This window comes from Mitsuokella sp. AF21-1AC (assembly GCF_003458855.1).
GTDB lineage: Bacteria > Bacillota > Negativicutes > Selenomonadales > Selenomonadaceae > Mitsuokella.
Genome location: NZ_QRVW01000012.1, coordinates 38,457 through 55,362 on the forward strand (window position 1 = coordinate 38,457; position 16,906 = coordinate 55,362).

Genomic DNA, 16,906 nt, shown 5'->3' on the forward strand with positions numbered 1-16,906 from the left:
GATTCCAGAGAATCCGTCCCCCATTTTCCATGACGATTCATTCGACTTTGACCTGCAGCCAGAGCTTCGTATAGAGCTTGTCGAGCGTTTCGCCAAGGTACTGATACGTCTCCTGGCCCTGATAGACCGATGGCTCGGGGAAGGCGATCTCAATCTCATCCTCGTCCATATCGTCCTCGACGAGTTCCCGGACGCCGGTGTTTGGCGTGGAGTAGCCGAGCGCCTCAAAATTCTTCGCGGCGATGTCCGGGCGGCAGAGGAAGTCGATGAATTTATGAGCGTTCTCGACGTGCTTGGCCTGCTTTGGGATGACCCAGCCGTCCATCCAGAGATTCGTGCCTTCCTTCGGTGCCGGGCAGAACGCGAGGTCCGGATTGGCCTTCAAGAGGTTGATGGCCTCGCCCGAATAGATGACGCCGAGCGCGGCTTCCCCGGACGCCAGTTTATCGCGGATATCGTCGACGCCGTAGGCCTGGACGAGCGGCTTCTGCGCGATGAGCATGTCGCGCGCCTTCTCAAGCTCAGCAGCATCCTTCGTGTTCATCGAGTCCCCCATCATGCGCAGCGGGATCATGAAGGCGTCGCGCGCCGAGTCCTGCATGAGGATCTCGTCCTTGTAGCGCGGATCAAAGAGCACCGACCAGCTGTCGACATCGTCCGCCACGAGCTTCTTGTTGTACATGAGGCCGACCGTACCCCAGCAATATGGGATGGAATAGCGGTTGCCGGGGTCATACGACTCGGCCTGCTTGAAGAAATCCTTGCCGATGTACTTCTTTGCATTCGGCAGCTGGCTGTAGTCGAGCGGCTGCAGGAGATCGTTCTCGGCCATCTTCTGGATCATGTAGTCCGACGGACAGATGAGGTCGTAATTCGTGGCCCCTTCCTTGACGCGCGGGTACATGCTCTCGTTCGTGTCGAATTCGTCGAGCACGACATGGATGCCCGTTTCCTCCTCGAACTGCGTGATGACCTCAGGGTCGAGGTAATCGCCCCAGCTGTAGATGTAGAGGGCGTCGTCGCCGCCCTCCTCGTCCTCGGCCAGGCTGTCGCAGCCCGCCGTGGAAAAGACGAGCAAGAGGCCAAGCAGCAGCATGAGCAGCGGGAAACGCATGCGTTTCTTCATCATTCCCACTCCTTTCCCGGACGGCGCTTCAGGAGGCGCCAGTTGATCATGAGCAGCGCGACGAACGCGATGACGCCGAGGAAGAACAGCGTCGAGAGCGCGTACATCTCCGGATGGATGCCGAGTTTGAGCTGTGAGTAGATGGCCGTCGTCAGCGTGTCGATGCCCGCGCCCTTCGTGAAGTACGTCACGATGAAGTCGTCGGCCGACATCGCGAAGGACAGCAGGAAGGCCGCCGCGATACCGGGCCAGAGTTCGGGCAGTATGACCTTGCGGAAGGCCTGGAAGGGTGTCGCGCCGAGGTCAAGCGCCGCCTCATAGCAGACGGAGTCGAGCCCTAAGACCTGCGGCAGGATGCAGAGCATCGCATACGGCAGATTGATGACGATGTGCGCCATGAGGATCGTGTCATAGCCGAGCCGCAGCCCGAGCCCGAGGAAGAGCAGCATGAGCGCGATGCCCGTAACGATATCGGCATTGAGGAGCGGCACATTCGCAAGGCCGCGGAACGCGAGCTGCCCCTTCTTCGAGAAGTTGCGAATGGCAAGCGCCGTGATGAGGCCGAGGAGCGTTGCGAAGAACGCCGCCGTCAGGCCGATGGTCACGGTGTTGAGGAACGCCTCGATGATGTCCTCGCTCGTGAAGAGCTTCTCGTACCACTCCAGCGTGAAGCCCGTCCAATGGCCGCGGTAACGGCTCGCATTGAAGGACTGCGCAAAGAGCACGAAAATCGGCGCGTAGAGGAAGACGATGATGATGCCGAGATAGAGTTTCTTGAGTTTTGCCATCATAGCTTCACCTCCTGCACGGCGTCCTTTTTCGCCTCGCGGCCCGAAAAGGCCTCGAGCACGATGTTGAGGATGATGAAGACCATGAGGATCATCGAGAGTGCACTGCCGAGCTGCCAGTCATAGGCCGCCGTGAATTCCTGCTCGATGATGTTGCCGATCAGGAGAATCTTGTTGCCGCCGAGCAGCGCGCTGATGACGAAGGTCGTGAGCGCCGGGATGAAGACCATCGTGCAGCCGCTGATGACGCCGGGCAGCGACAGCGGGAAGACGATGCGGCGGAAGGTCTGGACGTGTCCCGCGCCGAGGTCATGCGCGGCCTCGATGACGCTCTTGTCGATGTGCGAGAGCGCGACGTAGAGCGGCAGCACCATGTACGGCAGGAAATTGTAGACCATGCCGATGACGATGGCAAATGGCGTGTTGATGAGCGTGACCGTGGGCAGTGCGAGGGCCTGCAGGACCATGTTGATGATGCCGTTCTTCTCGAGGATAGTCTGCCAGGCCATCGTCGTCAGGAGCGAATTCATCCAGAGCGGCAGCAGGAACAGCAGGAAGATCAGCACCATGCGGCCGCGCTTGATGGCAAGCAGGATCATGCAGAGCGGGTACGCGAGTACGAGGCAGATGACGGTGCTGATGAGCGCGAGCTCCACCGAGAGACCGAGTGCCTGAAGGTATTCGATCTGCACGGCCTCCCGAAGGTTCGCGAGCGTGAAGGCTCCCTCCGCATCCGTCAGGCCGTGATAGAAGACGAAGAAAAGCGGCAGCACGATGAAGATTGCCGCCCAGATCGAGAACGGTGCGGCAAACAGGCGCGCCACTGCCTTGCTGTTATGCATCATGCGCCGCCTCCTCATCTTCCGAGGCGGGCTTCGCCATGATCTGGATGTTCGCCGGTGCCAGGCGGATGCCGACCTCCTTGCCCTGCTCGTGTCCCGTGATCGTCTGCACGAGCCACGAGAAGCCGCCGGCCTCAATCGTGATATCGTAGACCGTACCCTTGAAGACGACGGAGCGGATGACACCGCGATACTGGCCGTCCTCCGGCGCACAGATCTGGATATCTTCCGGGCGGATCTGCACATCGACGGGCACATTCTCGCCGAAGCCCGTGTTGATGCACGGGATATCCTTGCCGAGGAGATGCACGAGCTTGTCACGCACCATGATGCCGTCGATGATGTTGCTGTCGCCGATGAAGTCCGCGACAAAGGCGTTCTCAGGCTCATTGTAGACGCTCTCAGGCGTGCCGATCTGCTGGATCCAGCCCTGGTTCATGACGACGACCGTATCGGACATCGAGAGGGCTTCCTCCTGGTCGTGCGTGACGAAAACGAACGTGATGCCGAGCTCGCGCTTGATCTTGACGAGCTCGCGCTGCATGCTCTGGCGCAGCTTGAGGTCGAGTGCCGAGAGCGGCTCGTCGAGGAGCAGCACCTTCGGCTCGTTGACGACGGCGCGTGCAATCGCGATGCGCTGCTGCTGGCCGCCCGAGAGCGCCGTGACATCGGCCTCTCCATACCCATCGAGGTTCACGAGCTTCAGCGCGTACTTGATCTTGTCGCGGATATACGACTTCGATTTGCCCTTGATCCTGAGGCCGAATGCGATGTTTTCCGCCACATTCATGTTCGAGAACAGCGAATACTTCTGGAAAACCGTGTTGACCTGCCGCTTCTCCGGCGGCAGCTTCGTGATGTCCTGCCCGTCAAACAGGATGCGCCCCTTGTCCGGCAGCTCAAACCCGCCGATCAGGCGCAGCGTCGTCGTCTTGCCGCAGCCCGACGGTCCCAGGAGCGTCAGGAATTCATTTTCGTGAATGGTCAGGTTCAGGTCCTCGAGGATCTGGCGGCTGCCATAAAATTTGTCGATATGCTCGAGTCTCAGCAGTTCTTTCTCCAATTGTCACCCTTCTCTTTGTCTTTACTCGCAAACACAGGTTCTAGTCCCTATTCCCCGTGCCTGCTGTCTTGTGATCTTGCAAAAAAATATACCCTCCTATTCTATCATAGAAGGGTCATGCATTCAATTTGCAAGGATACAACTCATCGAGATTTTATCTGGATTTCAGGCGCATCACTTTGCGTCTGCGGCTTCGTCCGCCGAGAGCTTGCCGGCTGCGTAGCTCAAGAGGATATGCGCGCTCTTGCGGTTCGTCGCGAGCGGCACATCGTGCACATCACAGAGGCGCAGCAAGGCGTTGATATCCGGCTCGTGCGGCTGAGACGTCAGCGGGTCGCGCAGGAACACGACGTAGTCGACATCGCCGACGGCCACGCGCGCGCCGATCTGCTGGTCGCCGCCCATCGGGCCCGACAGCATCGTCTCGACATGCAAATCAAACGTATCGTTGATGAGCGTGCCCGTTGTCCGCGTCGCGATCAGATGGAACTTAGACAGGAGCTCCTTGTGGTGACCGACAAACTCGAGCATCTCGCTCTTTTTCTTATCATGGGCAATCAGCGCAATGGTTTTCATCAGGGAATCCTTCCTTTCTCACGTCTCAAGCAACCATTTCATCCGCCTAAAAAAGGCTCTATTTGTCCATTTCGCGGGAAAACAAAAAAATCCTGCCAGCTCCAAAGATACCGGCAGGTTTTTTCGGACTCTGATGAACGCCAACCACTTTTAAGTCAGAGCCCAAAGGGTTAAAAAGTTTAAAAGTGGCAACTGTCAAAAGGAATTATGATACAGAATGGGACGCCATGTCCTTGCGCAATCCGTACTGCTTGAGTACGGCTGCGATGATGAAATTCAGCACGAAGCAGCAGGCGAAGAAATAGAGCGAAGCCGTATAGCCGCCCGTCTGCGCGTGGAAATAGGAGACAATCGAGGGACCGGCGACACCCGCGAGGCCCCAGGCCGTCAGGATGCGGCCGTGGATGGCGCTTAATTGGCGCGTGCCGAAGATATCGGAAAGATAGGCCGGCATGCACGAGAAACCGCCGCCATAGCAGCTGATGATGAGCAGCACAAGCATCTCGAAGACAAAGACCTCGCGCGTCCCGGCGAGCTGCCAGAACGCGATGACCTCGAGCAGGAAGAACAGCATGTAGACGCGTCCGCGGCCAAGGTAATCCGAGATGGTCGACCAGACAATGCGGCCGCCGCCATTGAAGACGCCGATGATGCCGACCATCGAGGCGGCAGCTGCGGCATCCATGCCGATGACTTCCTGTGCCATTGGCGAAGCCACGGCCAGAAGGCCAATGCCGCATGTGATGTTGACGAAGAAGCCCCACCAGAGCGAAGCGAACTGCCACGTCTTGAGTGCCTCATTCGCCGTCACGCCGCGCTGTACATGCGTGACATTCCCCTTGCTGTCCTTCAGGACCGGCGGCTTCAGGTAGAGTGCCGAAGCCCCCATGACGACCATGTAGACACAGCCGAGGATCAGGAAATTATTGACGAGCCCGACCGTCGCCGTCAGATACTGCATGACGGGTCCCGCGATCAGCGCCGCAAAACCGAAGCCCATGATGGCGAGCCCTGTCGCGAAGCCGCGGTGATCTGGGAAATACTTGACGAGCGTCGAGACCGGCGTGATGTAGCCGACGCCGAGGCCGATGCCGCCGATGACGCCGTAAAAGAGATACAGCAGCGTGAGGCTCTGGACCGACAGCGCGTAGGCCGTGCCAAGCATGCCCATACCGAAGAACGTCATGGCGATGAGTCCGCTCTTCTTCGGCCCCATCTTCTCGACAAAGCTGCCGAGAAGACCTGCCGAAAAGCCCAGGAACAGGATGGCCAGCGAGAACGTCCAAGTCGTCTGCCCCAGCGAGAATCCCATCTCACTCATGATGGGCCGGGTCAGGACACTCCAGGCATAAACACTGCCGATGGAAATGTGGATGCCGACGGCACTCAATGCGATAAGCCAACGATTTCTCATGAAATCTACCTCCCAGAAGGATACCGGGGCATCCTTCCAGGCTTATGAAAAAAGACCGCCCGAACAGAATGCCCTGCCCAGACGGTCGGCTATTTCTCACAACACAAGACATGTGGTCAATTCCACTCACCCGTCAGCCTTGCACTGCTCTTTACTTTTCATGCTTTCATTATATGTGTCCGGCTCCCATCCGTCAAGCCCCCCAAAGCATTAAATTTCAGGATCTCCTATCTTTTATATATTAAGGAAGCTTACACCTGATCTTCGCCCTTGAAGAAGACGGATTTGCCGATGAATTCGCGCAGGAGGGAGTTGTTCGGGACATCGTCTTCGTCGGGAAGGTCCTGGAAGTACTGGCAGAAATCGAGCAGGCGGCGGGCCTTCGTGTATTCGGGGACATCGGGCGTGACGGCCTCGAGCACGGGCACGGCATAACGGCGCAGCGCGGCGAGCTCGTAGATGAGCGCCGAGTTGAACATGACATCGGCTTCTTCCTGGAATGGGAAGATGTATTTCTCCTCGCCCTGGCGCACGTCGGGCCACTGCTTGAGCGTCTTGAGGGCGCTTGAACCTCGGAACTGGTAGTCGCGCACGAGCCGGCGGATGAGCCGCGCGGCCGTCGTCGGGATGCGGTTGTGCGCGTCGATGTTGAGCTGCGTCAGCGCGCTGACGTAGATCTTGAATTTGTTCCTGCGCGGAATCTTCGCTGTGAGCTTCTCGTTGAGGCCGTGGATGCCCTCGACGATGATGGGCTGGTCGGCCTGCAGCGACATCGTGATGCCCGAGTCCTCGCGCTCGCCCGAGATGAAATTGTAGCGCGGCAGCGTGATCGTCTCGCCTTTCAGCAGCGCGAGCATGTCCTTGTTGAACTCAGGCACGTCGAGGGCTTCGAGGCATTCGTAGTCGTACTCGCCGGCCGGCGTCTTCGGCGTGTCCTCACGGTTGACGAAGTAATTGTCAAGCGAGATGGAGACAGGCTGAAGCCCCATGACCTGCAGCTGAACCTTGAGTCGCTGCGCGAACGAGGTCTTGCCCGAAGACGACGGCCCCGCGATAAGGATCAGACGCAGGTCTTTCCTGCGCGCCGCGATGTGGTCGGCAATGCCCGCGATGCGTTTTTCCTGCAGGGCCTCCGAGACGCGAACGACCTCGCCGATACGGCCTGACTGGATTGCGCGGTTGAGATCCGTGACATAGCGGCAGTGCAGGATGTTGGCCCAGTCCTTCGACTCGGCGAGCACACTCGAGAGCTTCGGCTGGCGCATGGAGGGCGGCACCTCGCCGCGGCTCCTGAGGTCCGGCGTGCGCAGCAGCACGCCCGCTTCAAAGGCTTCGAGCGCAAAGCGGCCGAGACGGCCCGTCGAGCCCATCATGGCACCGTAGAGGTAGTCGTAGTAGCCGCCGCAGCGGTAGATGCTGACGAATTCGAGCTCGAGCGAGGCGATGAGATTGGCCTTCTCGATCTGCTTGGCATCCTTGAAGAGGCGCACGGCATCCTCGCGCTTCATGACCTCCTTGACAATCGGCCGATCCTCGGCGACGATGCGGCGCATCTCCTCCTCGACCTTCGGCACGAGCTCCGCAGGCAGCGTGCGCACCTCCTCCCCTTCGCCGCCTGCGAGCTGCACCTCGCAGTAAAGTCCGTTGTTCGCGCGGAACTTCGCGATGACCTCGGCCCCCGGGAAGAGCTCGTGGACAGCCATGATCAGCAGGAACTCAACGGAGCGCCGGTAGACGATCCAGCCGGCCTCACTGTCGAGCTCGACGAATTCGAGGCTGCGCGTCTTGCCGACAGGCGTCTGGAGGTCGTGTATCGTATTGTCGAGCTTGACGGCGACAATCTTCGAGGCGTATTCCTGCTGGTAATCCGCCACGAGGTCGCGGGGCAGGACATCCGGCAGGACGGTTCTGTTTTTGCGAATGGTGATGAACAAGAGAATCTCCTCCTTGCTGAAACTTGCTGCGTTGCCGTCTTTCCCTCTCATTTCTCTCTTTTGTGCATCCCTGTCCAGCAAAAAAACAGGAACGCGTCACACCTCTATTGTAACACGTTCCTGTCAAAATGTCAGAAAAATCAATATGTACAGCCCTACAATACGGGCCGCGCGTGTTCAAGATATACAGCGGTTTACTGGAAAATCTTGAGCACGAGGCTGTAGGCGACGGCGCCCATGACGGCCGTGCACGGGATCGTGAGAACCCAGGCCAGCACCATCTGCTGCGCGACACCCCAGCGCACGGCATTGACGCGCTTGGCCGTGCCGACACCCATGATGGAGCCCGAGACGACATGCGTCGTCGAGACGGGCAGGTGCAGCAGCGTGGCCGAGAAGATGACGAGCGACGAGTTGAGGTCGGCCGCGAAGCCCGAGATTGGCTCGAGCTTGAAGATCTTGCCGCCGATGGTCTTGATGATGCGCCAGCCGCCGACGGCCGTGCCGCAGGCCATCGCCGTCGCCGCGAGCACCTTGACGTACGTCGGCACTTCGAAGACGTCAATGTAGCCGCCCGAGAGCAGCGCGAGCGTAATGATACCCATGGATTTCTGGGCATCGTTCGAGCCGTGAGAGAAAGCCATCATGGCAGCCGAGAGAATCTGCATCTTCTTGAACTTGCCGTTGACCGAGGACGGACTGAAGCGTCCGAACAGCCGGAACAGGATGGTCATGACGATACAGCCCGTGACGATGGCAATGAGCGGCGACGCGATGAGCGACGCGACGATCTTGCCGATGCCGTAGAAATTGAGGCCGTCGCTGCCGACCGAGACGAGCACGGCGCCGATGACGCCGCCGACGAGGGCATGTGACGAACTTGACGGGATGGCAAACCACCAAGTGATGAGGTTCCAGACCACAGCGCCGACGAGTGCGGCAATGATGATGCGTTCATCGACATGCTGGGCCGATTTGACGATATCGGCGCCGATTGTCTTCGCGACGCCTGTGCTGTACATGGCGCCGAGGAAATTCAGGCACGCAGCCATGAGGATGGCATGGCTCGGATGCAGCGCGCGCGTCGAGACGGATGTCGCGATGGCGTTGGCCGTATCGTGGAAACCATTGATGAAGTCGAAGATCAGCGCCAGAGCAATAACGGTAAAAATCAGATACTGTAACTCAGGCATACTTCATTACCACTCCTCGAATCATGTCGGAAAGCTTCTCGCAGTGGTCGAGCGTATTCTCGAGGTTCTCGAGAATGTCCTTCCACTTGATGAGCTCAATCGGATCCTTTTCCTTGTCGAAGAGGTACGCGACCTCGTGACGGTACACGCGGTCGCCCTCGCTCTCAAGGCGGGCAATCTTGTGCGTTGCCTCCAGGATCTGGGCCTGATTCTTGCGGATGTTCTTCAAGAGGGAGAAGGCACGGATGATCTCCTCGGTGCTCTCGATCAGTAGCTTCGTGAGCGTCACGGCGCCGCTCATGGCCTTGCCCGTGCGATACATGACGATGCGCTGCAGCGTGCCCTGCAGGTAGTCGACGCCATCATCGAGCCCGTTGGCGAGGGCATAGATGTCCTCCCGGTCGATCGGAGTGATGAAGGTCAGATTCAGTTTGTCGATGATCTTGTCATTCACTGCATCTGCTTCATGCTCGAGGTCAATGATTTCTTTTACTTTGTCAGCGGCTTTGCTGTAATCCAGCATAACTTCGTCCATCATGAGCGCACCCTTATAGAAATAGCGGGCGCTGTCAACGAACAAGTCAAAGAACTCGCTGTCCTTCTGCTTGAACTTAAACATCTTCTTTTGTGTCCTCCCTCGAACGAAACTTACACATTATCACAGTTTTACTATATCATCATTTTTCATGCACATCAACCGCTAATTTTTGCCAAAACCATAAAAAAAGACCAGATTCGTACGCACAAAAACGGACAAATCTGGTCAAATATGACGGTTTTACGTAATCAAGACCGCAAAGAATCAGCCTTCTACGGCCTGCTGAGCCTTGAGGACTTTTGCGGCGACGCCCTTCATCTTCTCGGCCGATACCGAGCAGGCGGCGATGCGGATGCCGAGCTTCAGCGGCACGGCGAAGATGAGATCGTCATGCAGCTTGTCGCAGACGGCCTGCGGATCCTTGGCCGGCACGGCGAGGAAGAAACCGCCCTTGTACGGCAGCGCGTTAAGCCCGCAGGCCCTGGCCTCCTCCATGAAGAGGTTGCCGCGGCTCTGGATCATCTGGTAGAAGGCATCGCGTTCCTTCTCAAACTGCGCGAGCGTGCTCTTGTCCTGCTGGATGCGTGCGAGCAGCGTCATCGCGCCGCGGTTGATGTTCGACCAGGTCGCACGGCTCGTGTACTTGTTGATTTCCTTGAATTCCGTGATGACCTCCTGGCTCGAGGAAACGGCGACGAGTGCGCCCGTGCGCTGGCCGTAAGCCGTGTAGCCCTTCGACATCGAGAAGGCGAACATCACGAGGATGTTGTCGGGCAGGCTGCCGAACTTCTTCATGAAACGGCGCGTCTCGTTCTTCTCGCCCGCGTAATCGATGTAGGCGATATCGACGAGGATGCTGATCTTCTTGCCCTTGGCCGCATACTTCTTCGCGAGATCCAGCACGCAGTCCCAGTCCTCCTCTGTGAGGCTGAAGCCCGTCGGGTTGTGTGCCGGCGTGTTGATGATCGTCAGCAGGCTCTCCTGCTTCTCGAGGATGCCCTCGAATTTGTCGGCGAAGTCCTTGCGGTTGAAATTCTGCTGTTCATCGAAGAGCTTGTAGTTCGTCAGATGCGAGCCGCATTCGTTGCAGATGACGTTGTACGTACCCCAGAACCAGTCAGCCGTCAGCACCTCATCGCCGCGCTCCGCGTAGTTGGCGACGGCGTGATGAATGGCGCCCGTGCCGCCCGAGGTGGCGATGGCACCGAAGTAACCCTCCGGCTTCTGGTCGGCGAAGGTCAGGTCGATGACGGCGTCGAGGTACTCGGGCAGGCCCGGGATCGGCGCATAGCGCATGTAATCCTCAATCGTAAGAGAACGAAAGACGCGCTCCATCGTCGGGATGCTGGCCAGTTTGCCCTCATCGTCCATCATGACGCCCATCGTGGCGTTCGTCACTTTATCGGCGCCGTATTTGGCGGCAGCCTCACGGCAAGCCGCGCTTGCACCAAAAATCGCGTCCTTCAGTCTCTTGCTTGCAGCATGCGTTGCTGCCATACTCGTCGTCATAACGAATGACCTCCTTCATTGCGCCGATGCCCATGACGGCTTGTACCCGCACACGGTGCACCAGACGTCCATCTATCCATTGGACGAATCCTATGATATACGGTTTCTCGCCCGTTGTCTACTATTATAACAGGCTTTTGGTATAAGTATACAATATTTTTATGGAAGAATTGATGAAACTTCTGGTAACCGGTAAAGAAAGACCGCCCCCGCTGAGGGAGCGGCCAATTCCTCACAGATTGCCCTCAGGGCAGCTGTGCCTTATTTTGCCGGGAAGAATTCCTCGTGGATGGCATTGACGGCCTCTTTGAGCTGGGAGCCCTTGACGAGGCACGAAATGCTGATCTCGGACGTGCTGATGATGTCGATGTTGATCTCAGCCTTCGAGAGTGCACCGAACATGCGGGCAGCGATGCCCGGGTTGCCGAGCATGCCGGCGCCAACGATGGAGACTTTCGCGACGTCCTCCTCGATGAGCACGGCGATGGCGTTGAGCTTGTCGGCAACCTTGTCGACGACTTTCTTGGCCTGGCCGAGGTCATCGCTGGCGACCGTGAAGACCATATCCGTCACGTTCTTCTCGATGTTGCGGATGCTCTGCACGATCATGTCGACGTCGATGTTGGCTTCCGCGAGCGCCGAGAAGATCTCATGGGCAATGCCCGGCGTGTTCGGGATGCCGAGTACGGCAATCTTTGCTACCTTCTCATCGTGTGCGACACCGCGAATGACAAAATCCTTATCTTCCATCGTATAGTCCTCCCTAATGATTGTGCCTGGTTTGTTCGTGAACGTCGAGCGTACATGGATTGGGATGTTGAAGAACTTGCCCATCTCCACGGAACGCGGCTGCATGACGCCGGCGCCGAGGCGAGCCATCTCGAGCATCTCGTAGTAGGTGATCTCCTTCATCTTGCGGGCATCCTTGACGATGCGCGGATCGGCGGAGTAGACGCCGTCGACATCGGTGTAGATTTCGCAGGAATCGGCCTTGAGCGCACCGGCGAGTGCGACGGCCGACGTATCGGAACCGCCGCGGCCGAGCGTCACGGGGTCACCGAATTCATCGGAGCCCTGGAAGCCCGCGACGACGACGATGTTGCCCTTGTCGAGTTCCTCGTGTACGCGCTTCGGCGTGATGTCGACGATGCGGCCCTTCGTGTGCACGGAATTCGTCTTCATGCCTGCCATCGGGCCCGTCAGCGAGATTGCCGGCTGACCGAGCGTCTTGAAGGCCATTGCGAGAAGGGCAATCGAAACCTGCTCGCCCGTCGTGAGCAGCATATCCATCTCACGCGTGTACTGGTACGGATCTTTCGTGATGCCCTCCGCGAGCGTTATGAGCTCATCCGTCGTATCGCCCATCGCGGATACGACCATGACAATCTGGTCGCCGGGCTGTTTCTCGCTCAGCACCCTCTTTGCCACATTCATGATTTTCTCTGTGGTAGCCACAGAACTGCCACCGAATTTCTTAACAATAAGCGCCATGATTCTCCCCCTAAACATCATACCGGCACATCCGCCACAAACGGACAACGACGGTGTTTTGTCTGTTAAAGTGTTTAATCGAAACATATTATACAAGAATTTCCGCAGCCTGTCTACCAAAATCGGCAAATTTATGTAAAAATGTTTTCCGCAGAAAAACAAGCCGAAATATCAGCATTACATTTTCAAGAATTCTATACAGGAATACAAGTTAAAATGATAACATTTTCCACGATTTGCGCCACTATCGGACAAAAGTGGACATCCGTCCCATCCTATGGTAAATTGAAGGATGTGATCATCGTATCTCATTTCGTTTGTTTCTTATTTGAAAGGAGTGTCTCATCTTGCAGAAACGTCCCATCGGTGTCACGGAAAAGCTTCCGCTCATGGAAACCGTCCCGCTTTCGCTGCAGCATCTCTTCGCCATGTTCGGCTCGACCGTACTCGTGCCGATCCTCTTCAAGGTCAATCCGGCCACGGTGCTCTTGTTCAACGGCATCGGCACAATCCTCTACCTCGTGCTCTGCAAAGGCAAGATCCCGGCCTACCTCGGCTCGAGCTTCGCGTTTCTCTCGCCGGTCTTCCTCGTGCTCGCGCAGTACAGCTACGAAGCGGCGCTCGGCGGCTTCATCTGCGTCGGCGTCGTCTTCTGTCTCGTAGGCCTGCTCATTCGTGCGGTCGGCACGGGCTGGATCGATGTGATCTTCCCGCCGGCCTCGATGGGCGCGATTGTCGCGGTCATCGGCCTCGAGCTCATGCCGACGGCCGCCGGCATGGCGGGCCTTACGGGCGACAAGGCCGACACGACGACGATTTTCGTCTCCCTCATGACACTGGCCATCACGATCTTCGCGTCGGTGGCCTTCAAGGGCTTCCTCTCCATCATCCCGATCCTCATCGGCGTCGTCAGCGGCTACATCATCGCAGCCGTCTGCGGCCTCGTCAACTGGGAAATGGTCGAGAGCGCCCCATGGTTTGCACTGCCGACGTTCTACACGCCGACCTTTGATATGGGCGCCATCCTCATCATCCTGCCGGCCTCGCTCGTCGTCATCGTCGAGCACATCGGCCATCTCATCGTCACGGGCAACATCGTCGGCAGCGACCTCACGAAAGACCCGGGCCTCGACCGCTCCATTTTCGGCAACGGCCTCTCGACGATCATCTCGGGCTTCTTCGGCTCGACGCCGAACACGACGTACGGTGAGAACATCGGCGTGCTCGCCATCACGAAGGTCTTCTCGACCTGGGTCATCGGCGGCGCGGCTGTCTTTGCCATCATCCTCTCCTGCTTCGGCAAGCTCGCGGCTCTCATCCAGAGCATCCCGACGCCCGTCATGGGCGGCGTGTCGATGCTGCTCTTCGGCGTCATCGCGGCCTCGGGCATCCGCATCCTCGTCGAGGCCAAGGTCGACTACAACGATCCGATGAACCTCTTGCTGACTTCCATCGTCATGGGCATCGGCGTCTCAACGGCCAGCCTGACGATCGGCACGGTCAGCCTCAAGGGCATGTCGCTCGCGACGATCGTCGCCATCGTGCTGTCGCTCGCCTTCCGCCTCATCTCGTTCCTGCGCGGCGACGAAAAGCGCGTGCTGCCGGGCACGGAAGACGAGGCTGCGGGCATCTCGCAGGAGCCGAAGGCATGACCAGCTGGCAGGTGAAGCTTCCCGAAGGCGAAATCTGGCCGGCCAGACAGTACCTCCGCCAGGTGCTCGGCATCTCGGGGACGATCTGGAAGCGCATCAAGCATTCGGGGACGTTCACGCACAACGGCGTGCCCGCCAACGCCACGCGCACGCAGGTCAGGAATGGCGATACGATCGCCTACGACATCCTGCGGCCGAGTGACATCGAGCCAGAGGACCTGCCGCTTGATATCCGCTACGAGGATGATTTCCTCGTCATCGTCAACAAACCCGCGGGACAGCTCGTGCATCCGACGACGAAGGAAGCGCACGGCACGCTCGGCAACGCCCTGCTCGCCTGGTATGCGCGCCATGGCGAGCATCATGCCTTCCACCCCGTACACCGCCTTGACCGCGATACTTCAGGCCTCGTGCTCATCGCGAAAGAACCGCAGGTGCAGTATCAGCTCACGACGGGCCGCGACGGCAAAAAAGCCTTCACGCGCGAATACCTCGCCCTGATTGAAGGCACGCTGACGCCTGCATCCGGCCTCATCGACGCGCCGATTGCGCGCGCGCTGCCGAGCATCATCCTGCGCAAGGTCGCACCGCCGCCAGAGGGCAAGGAAGCGCGCACGCATTATGAGACGGTCAGGACGAACGGGAAACTCTCGCTCCTGCATCTCGTACTCGACACGGGCCGCACGCATCAGATCCGCGTGCACCTCGCGCACCTCGGGCATCCGCTCCTCGGCGACGACCTCTACGGAGGCTCATGCACGCTGCTTTCCCGGCAGGCCCTTCATGCCTGGCGATTGTCCTTCCGGCACCCCATGACACACGAATTTGTCGTTGTCACCGCACCGCTGCCATCCGATATGCAGCGGATTGCCGCGGATTTTTGACCAAGCACGCGATAGTTTCTATTATTTGCGCGCGAATGAGAAGATTTTCCGAAAAAATGGCGTTTCGCTATACACCGGCCGTCTTTTCTATGCTATAATGAAGTCAGTTCATAGTGTGTTTGTGAACATACACAACTTTTAGGGGGTAATGAAAAATGCCATTAGTTGGAACGAAAGAAATGTTCAAGAAGGCTTATGAGGGCGGTTTCGCCATCGGTGCTTTCAACATCAACAACATGGAGATTGTACAGGGTATCACGGAAGCAGCTGCAGAGCTGAACTCCCCGGTTATCCTCCAGGCTTCCGCCGGCGCTCGCAAATATGCCAAGGGCCCGTATCTCCGTCACCTCGTACAGGCTGCCCTTGAGGTCAACGATATTCCTATCGCTCTGCACCTCGATCATGGTCCGGATTTCGAGACTTGCAAAGCCTGCATCGATGATGGCTTCACGTCCGTCATGTTCGATGGTTCCAAGTATGAATTCAAAGAGAACATCAAGCGCACGCAGGAAGTTGTCGCTTATGCTCATGAGCACAACGTCGTCGTCGAGGCTGAGCTCGGTAAGCTCGCCGGCATCGAGGATGATGTAAATGTTGCTGCTCACGAGGCAGCTTACACGCAGCCGGAAGAGGTTGAGGAATTCGTTCGTGAGACGGGCGTTGACTCCCTCGCCATCGCTATCGGCACGAGCCATGGCGCATTCAAGTTCAAACCGGAACAGTGCACGCGCAACGCTGACGGCGTTCTCGTACCGCCTGAGCTGCGTTTCGATATCCTCGCTGAGATCGAGAAGAAGATCCCTGAGTTCCCGATCGTTCTCCATGGCGCTTCCTCCGTTATTCCGAAGTACGTCAAGATCATCAACGAGAACGGCGGCAAGCTCGACGATGCTGTCGGCATCCCGGAGGATCAGCTCCGCAAGGCTGCTAAATCCGCTGTCTGCAAGATCAACATCGACTCCGATCTGCGCCTCGCTATGACGGCTGGTATCCGCCAGCACTTCTTCGCTCATCCGGAGCACTTTGATCCGCGTCAGTATTGCGCTGATGGCCGCAACTACATCAAAGAGCTCGTTGAGCACAAGATCAAGGACGTTCTCGGTTCCGACAACAGCGCTGCTGGCATCATGGAGCTTGTCAACGCCAACAAGTAATCTTCGGATTACCAAAGCTGCATAAGAGCAAAAAAGAGACTGTGTTTCGGCACAGTCTTTTTTTTGCGTGATCCTTTCATTATTATAAAAAGCGTCCCGCAAATTGGATTGCATCTCCAATCTGCGGGACGTTTCAATATATAATCCGCTTTCGCCTGGAATTACTTCTTGCCGGTGCTGCCTCTCTTGGTCATCGGGATGCCTTGCTTGCAGAGCGGGCACTCCTCGGGCTTGTACGTCTCGACCTCAAGATGCAGCAGAGCCGTGCACGGTACCTCACCGAAGTTGACCTTGCCGCCGCTGCGGTCGACGAGCATACTGACGGCTACGGGGATGCCGCCGTTCTCCTTGACGACGTCGATGACTTCCTTGATGGAACCGCCCGTCGTGACGATGTCCTCGACGATCAGGCAGCGCTCACCCGGATGCAGGTGGAAGCCGCGGCGGAACGTCATCTTGCCGTTGACGCGTTCCGTGAAGATGGCGCGCGTGCCAAGGGCCTTGCCCGTCTCATGGGCGAGCAGGATGCCGCCGGTCATCGGGCCAACGACCGTCTCGATATTGGCGTCCTTGAATTTCTCGGCCATGGCCTCGCAGAGCTGCTGCGTGTATTTGGGATGCTGCAGCACATTGAATTTCTCAACGTAATGCGGGCTGTGGAGTCCCGAGGTCAGCAGGAAATGGCCATCCATGATGGCATTCGTCTTGACCAGGAGATCCTTTACTTCTTGTTCCGTCATTG

The 16,906-nt window shown here is 57.9% G+C and carries 15 protein-coding genes; 3 read left to right on the forward strand and 12 right to left on the reverse strand.

What is annotated here, in order from left to right; genetic code table 11:
* Positions 1–37: 37 nt before the first annotated feature.
* The 11 genes from DWX75_RS05995 to DWX75_RS06045 form a co-directional block, all read right to left on the reverse strand.
* Entirely contained in the window at positions 38–1,129 is a 1,092-nt protein-coding gene (locus DWX75_RS05995) for an ABC transporter substrate-binding protein (protein ID WP_233519493.1), read from the reverse strand.
* Complete coding sequence (locus DWX75_RS06000) at positions 1,126–1,917, reverse strand: ABC transporter permease (RefSeq protein ID WP_233519494.1); 792 nt, start codon at positions 1,915–1,917, stop codon at positions 1,126–1,128. Before DWX75_RS06000 ends, DWX75_RS05995 begins: the two co-directional genes overlap by 4 nt.
* Entirely contained in the window at positions 1,914–2,759 is an 846-nt protein-coding gene (locus tag DWX75_RS06005; RefSeq protein WP_199497531.1) for an ABC transporter permease, read from the reverse strand. The genes DWX75_RS06000 and DWX75_RS06005 overlap by 4 nt, the downstream gene beginning before the upstream one ends.
* The gene (locus DWX75_RS06010; protein WP_118015426.1) at positions 2,749–3,819 is read right to left on the reverse strand and encodes an ABC transporter ATP-binding protein; all 1,071 of its coding nucleotides are present in this window, start codon (positions 3,817–3,819) and stop codon (positions 2,749–2,751) included. Before DWX75_RS06010 ends, DWX75_RS06005 begins: the two co-directional genes overlap by 11 nt.
* A 174-nt stretch (positions 3,820–3,993) precedes the next feature.
* Complete coding sequence (locus DWX75_RS06015; RefSeq protein ID WP_118015427.1) at positions 3,994–4,395, reverse strand: methylglyoxal synthase; 402 nt, start codon at positions 4,393–4,395, stop codon at positions 3,994–3,996.
* Positions 4,396–4,600: 205 nt separating this feature from the next.
* Positions 4,601–5,809 carry an OFA family MFS transporter gene (locus DWX75_RS06020; RefSeq protein WP_118015428.1) on the reverse strand — a complete coding sequence of 403 codons (1,209 nt, stop codon included), beginning with the start codon at positions 5,807–5,809 and terminating at the stop codon, positions 4,601–4,603.
* A 251-nt stretch (positions 5,810–6,060) separates the two neighbouring features.
* Complete coding sequence (locus DWX75_RS06025; protein WP_369974336.1) at positions 6,061–7,743, reverse strand: nucleoside kinase; 1,683 nt, start codon at positions 7,741–7,743, stop codon at positions 6,061–6,063.
* 194 nt (positions 7,744–7,937) lie between these two features.
* Positions 7,938–8,936, reverse strand: coding sequence for an inorganic phosphate transporter (locus DWX75_RS06030; protein WP_118015430.1), 999 nt, complete (start codon positions 8,934–8,936; stop codon positions 7,938–7,940).
* Entirely contained in the window at positions 8,929–9,555 is a 627-nt protein-coding gene (locus DWX75_RS06035) for a DUF47 domain-containing protein (protein ID WP_118015431.1), read from the reverse strand. Before DWX75_RS06035 ends, DWX75_RS06030 begins: the two co-directional genes overlap by 8 nt.
* A 183-nt stretch (positions 9,556–9,738) precedes the next feature.
* Positions 9,739–10,983, reverse strand: a complete 1,245-nt coding sequence (locus tag DWX75_RS06040) for a pyridoxal phosphate-dependent aminotransferase (RefSeq protein WP_118015432.1) — start codon at positions 10,981–10,983, stop codon at positions 9,739–9,741.
* 261 nt (positions 10,984–11,244) lie between these two features.
* The gene (locus tag DWX75_RS06045; RefSeq protein WP_118015433.1) at positions 11,245–12,474 is read right to left on the reverse strand and encodes an aspartate kinase; all 1,230 of its coding nucleotides are present in this window, start codon (positions 12,472–12,474) and stop codon (positions 11,245–11,247) included.
* Between the two features lie 347 nt (positions 12,475–12,821).
* Between DWX75_RS06045 and uraA the strand changes: the two genes are divergently transcribed.
* The 3 genes from uraA (at position 12,822) to fba (ending at position 16,164) form a co-directional block, all read left to right on the forward strand.
* Positions 12,822–14,126 carry a uracil permease gene (uraA, locus tag DWX75_RS06050; RefSeq protein ID WP_118015434.1) on the forward strand — a complete coding sequence of 435 codons (1,305 nt, stop codon included), beginning with the start codon at positions 12,822–12,824 and terminating at the stop codon, positions 14,124–14,126.
* Positions 14,123–15,010, forward strand: a complete 888-nt coding sequence (locus DWX75_RS06055; protein ID WP_118015435.1) for an RluA family pseudouridine synthase — start codon at positions 14,123–14,125, stop codon at positions 15,008–15,010. Before uraA ends, DWX75_RS06055 begins: the two co-directional genes overlap by 4 nt.
* A 155-nt stretch (positions 15,011–15,165) precedes the next feature.
* The gene (fba, locus tag DWX75_RS06060) at positions 15,166–16,164 is read left to right on the forward strand and encodes a class II fructose-1,6-bisphosphate aldolase (RefSeq protein ID WP_118015436.1); all 999 of its coding nucleotides are present in this window, start codon (positions 15,166–15,168) and stop codon (positions 16,162–16,164) included.
* Between the two features lie 161 nt (positions 16,165–16,325).
* Here the strand turns inward: fba and pyrE are convergent, their stop codons facing one another.
* Positions 16,326–16,904 (reverse strand): orotate phosphoribosyltransferase, encoded by a 579-nt coding sequence (pyrE, locus tag DWX75_RS06065; protein ID WP_118015463.1) that lies wholly within the window; start codon positions 16,902–16,904, stop codon positions 16,326–16,328.
* Positions 16,905–16,906 lie beyond the last annotated feature (2 nt).

Bases quoted from the DNA above. Each gene is read 5' to 3' on its own strand.
- DWX75_RS06000 (WP_233519494.1), bottom strand. From the start codon at position 1,917: ATGATGGCAAAACTCAAGAAACTCTATCTCGGCATCATCATCGTCTTC.
- DWX75_RS06045 (WP_118015433.1), bottom strand. From the start codon at position 12,474: ATGGCGCTTATTGTTAAGAAATTCGGTGGCAGTTCTGTGGCTACCACA.
- fba (WP_118015436.1), top strand. From the start codon at position 15,166: ATGCCATTAGTTGGAACGAAAGAAATGTTCAAGAAGGCTTATGAGGGC.
- DWX75_RS06005 (WP_199497531.1), bottom strand. From the start codon at position 2,759: ATGATGCATAACAGCAAGGCAGTGGCGCGCCTGTTTGCCGCACCGTTC.
- DWX75_RS06040 (WP_118015432.1), bottom strand. From the start codon at position 10,983: ATGACGACGAGTATGGCAGCAACGCATGCTGCAAGCAAGAGACTGAAG.
- DWX75_RS06015 (WP_118015427.1), bottom strand. From the start codon at position 4,395: ATGAAAACCATTGCGCTGATTGCCCATGATAAGAAAAAGAGCGAGATG.
- DWX75_RS06055 (WP_118015435.1), top strand. From the start codon at position 14,123: ATGACCAGCTGGCAGGTGAAGCTTCCCGAAGGCGAAATCTGGCCGGCC.
- DWX75_RS06035 (WP_118015431.1), bottom strand. From the start codon at position 9,555: ATGTTTAAGTTCAAGCAGAAGGACAGCGAGTTCTTTGACTTGTTCGTT.
- pyrE (WP_118015463.1), bottom strand. From the start codon at position 16,904: ATGACGGAACAAGAAGTAAAGGATCTCCTGGTCAAGACGAATGCCATC.
- DWX75_RS06030 (WP_118015430.1), bottom strand. From the start codon at position 8,936: ATGCCTGAGTTACAGTATCTGATTTTTACCGTTATTGCTCTGGCGCTG.
- DWX75_RS05995 (WP_233519493.1), bottom strand. From the start codon at position 1,129: ATGATGAAGAAACGCATGCGTTTCCCGCTGCTCATGCTGCTGCTTGGC.
- DWX75_RS06020 (WP_118015428.1), bottom strand. From the start codon at position 5,809: ATGAGAAATCGTTGGCTTATCGCATTGAGTGCCGTCGGCATCCACATT.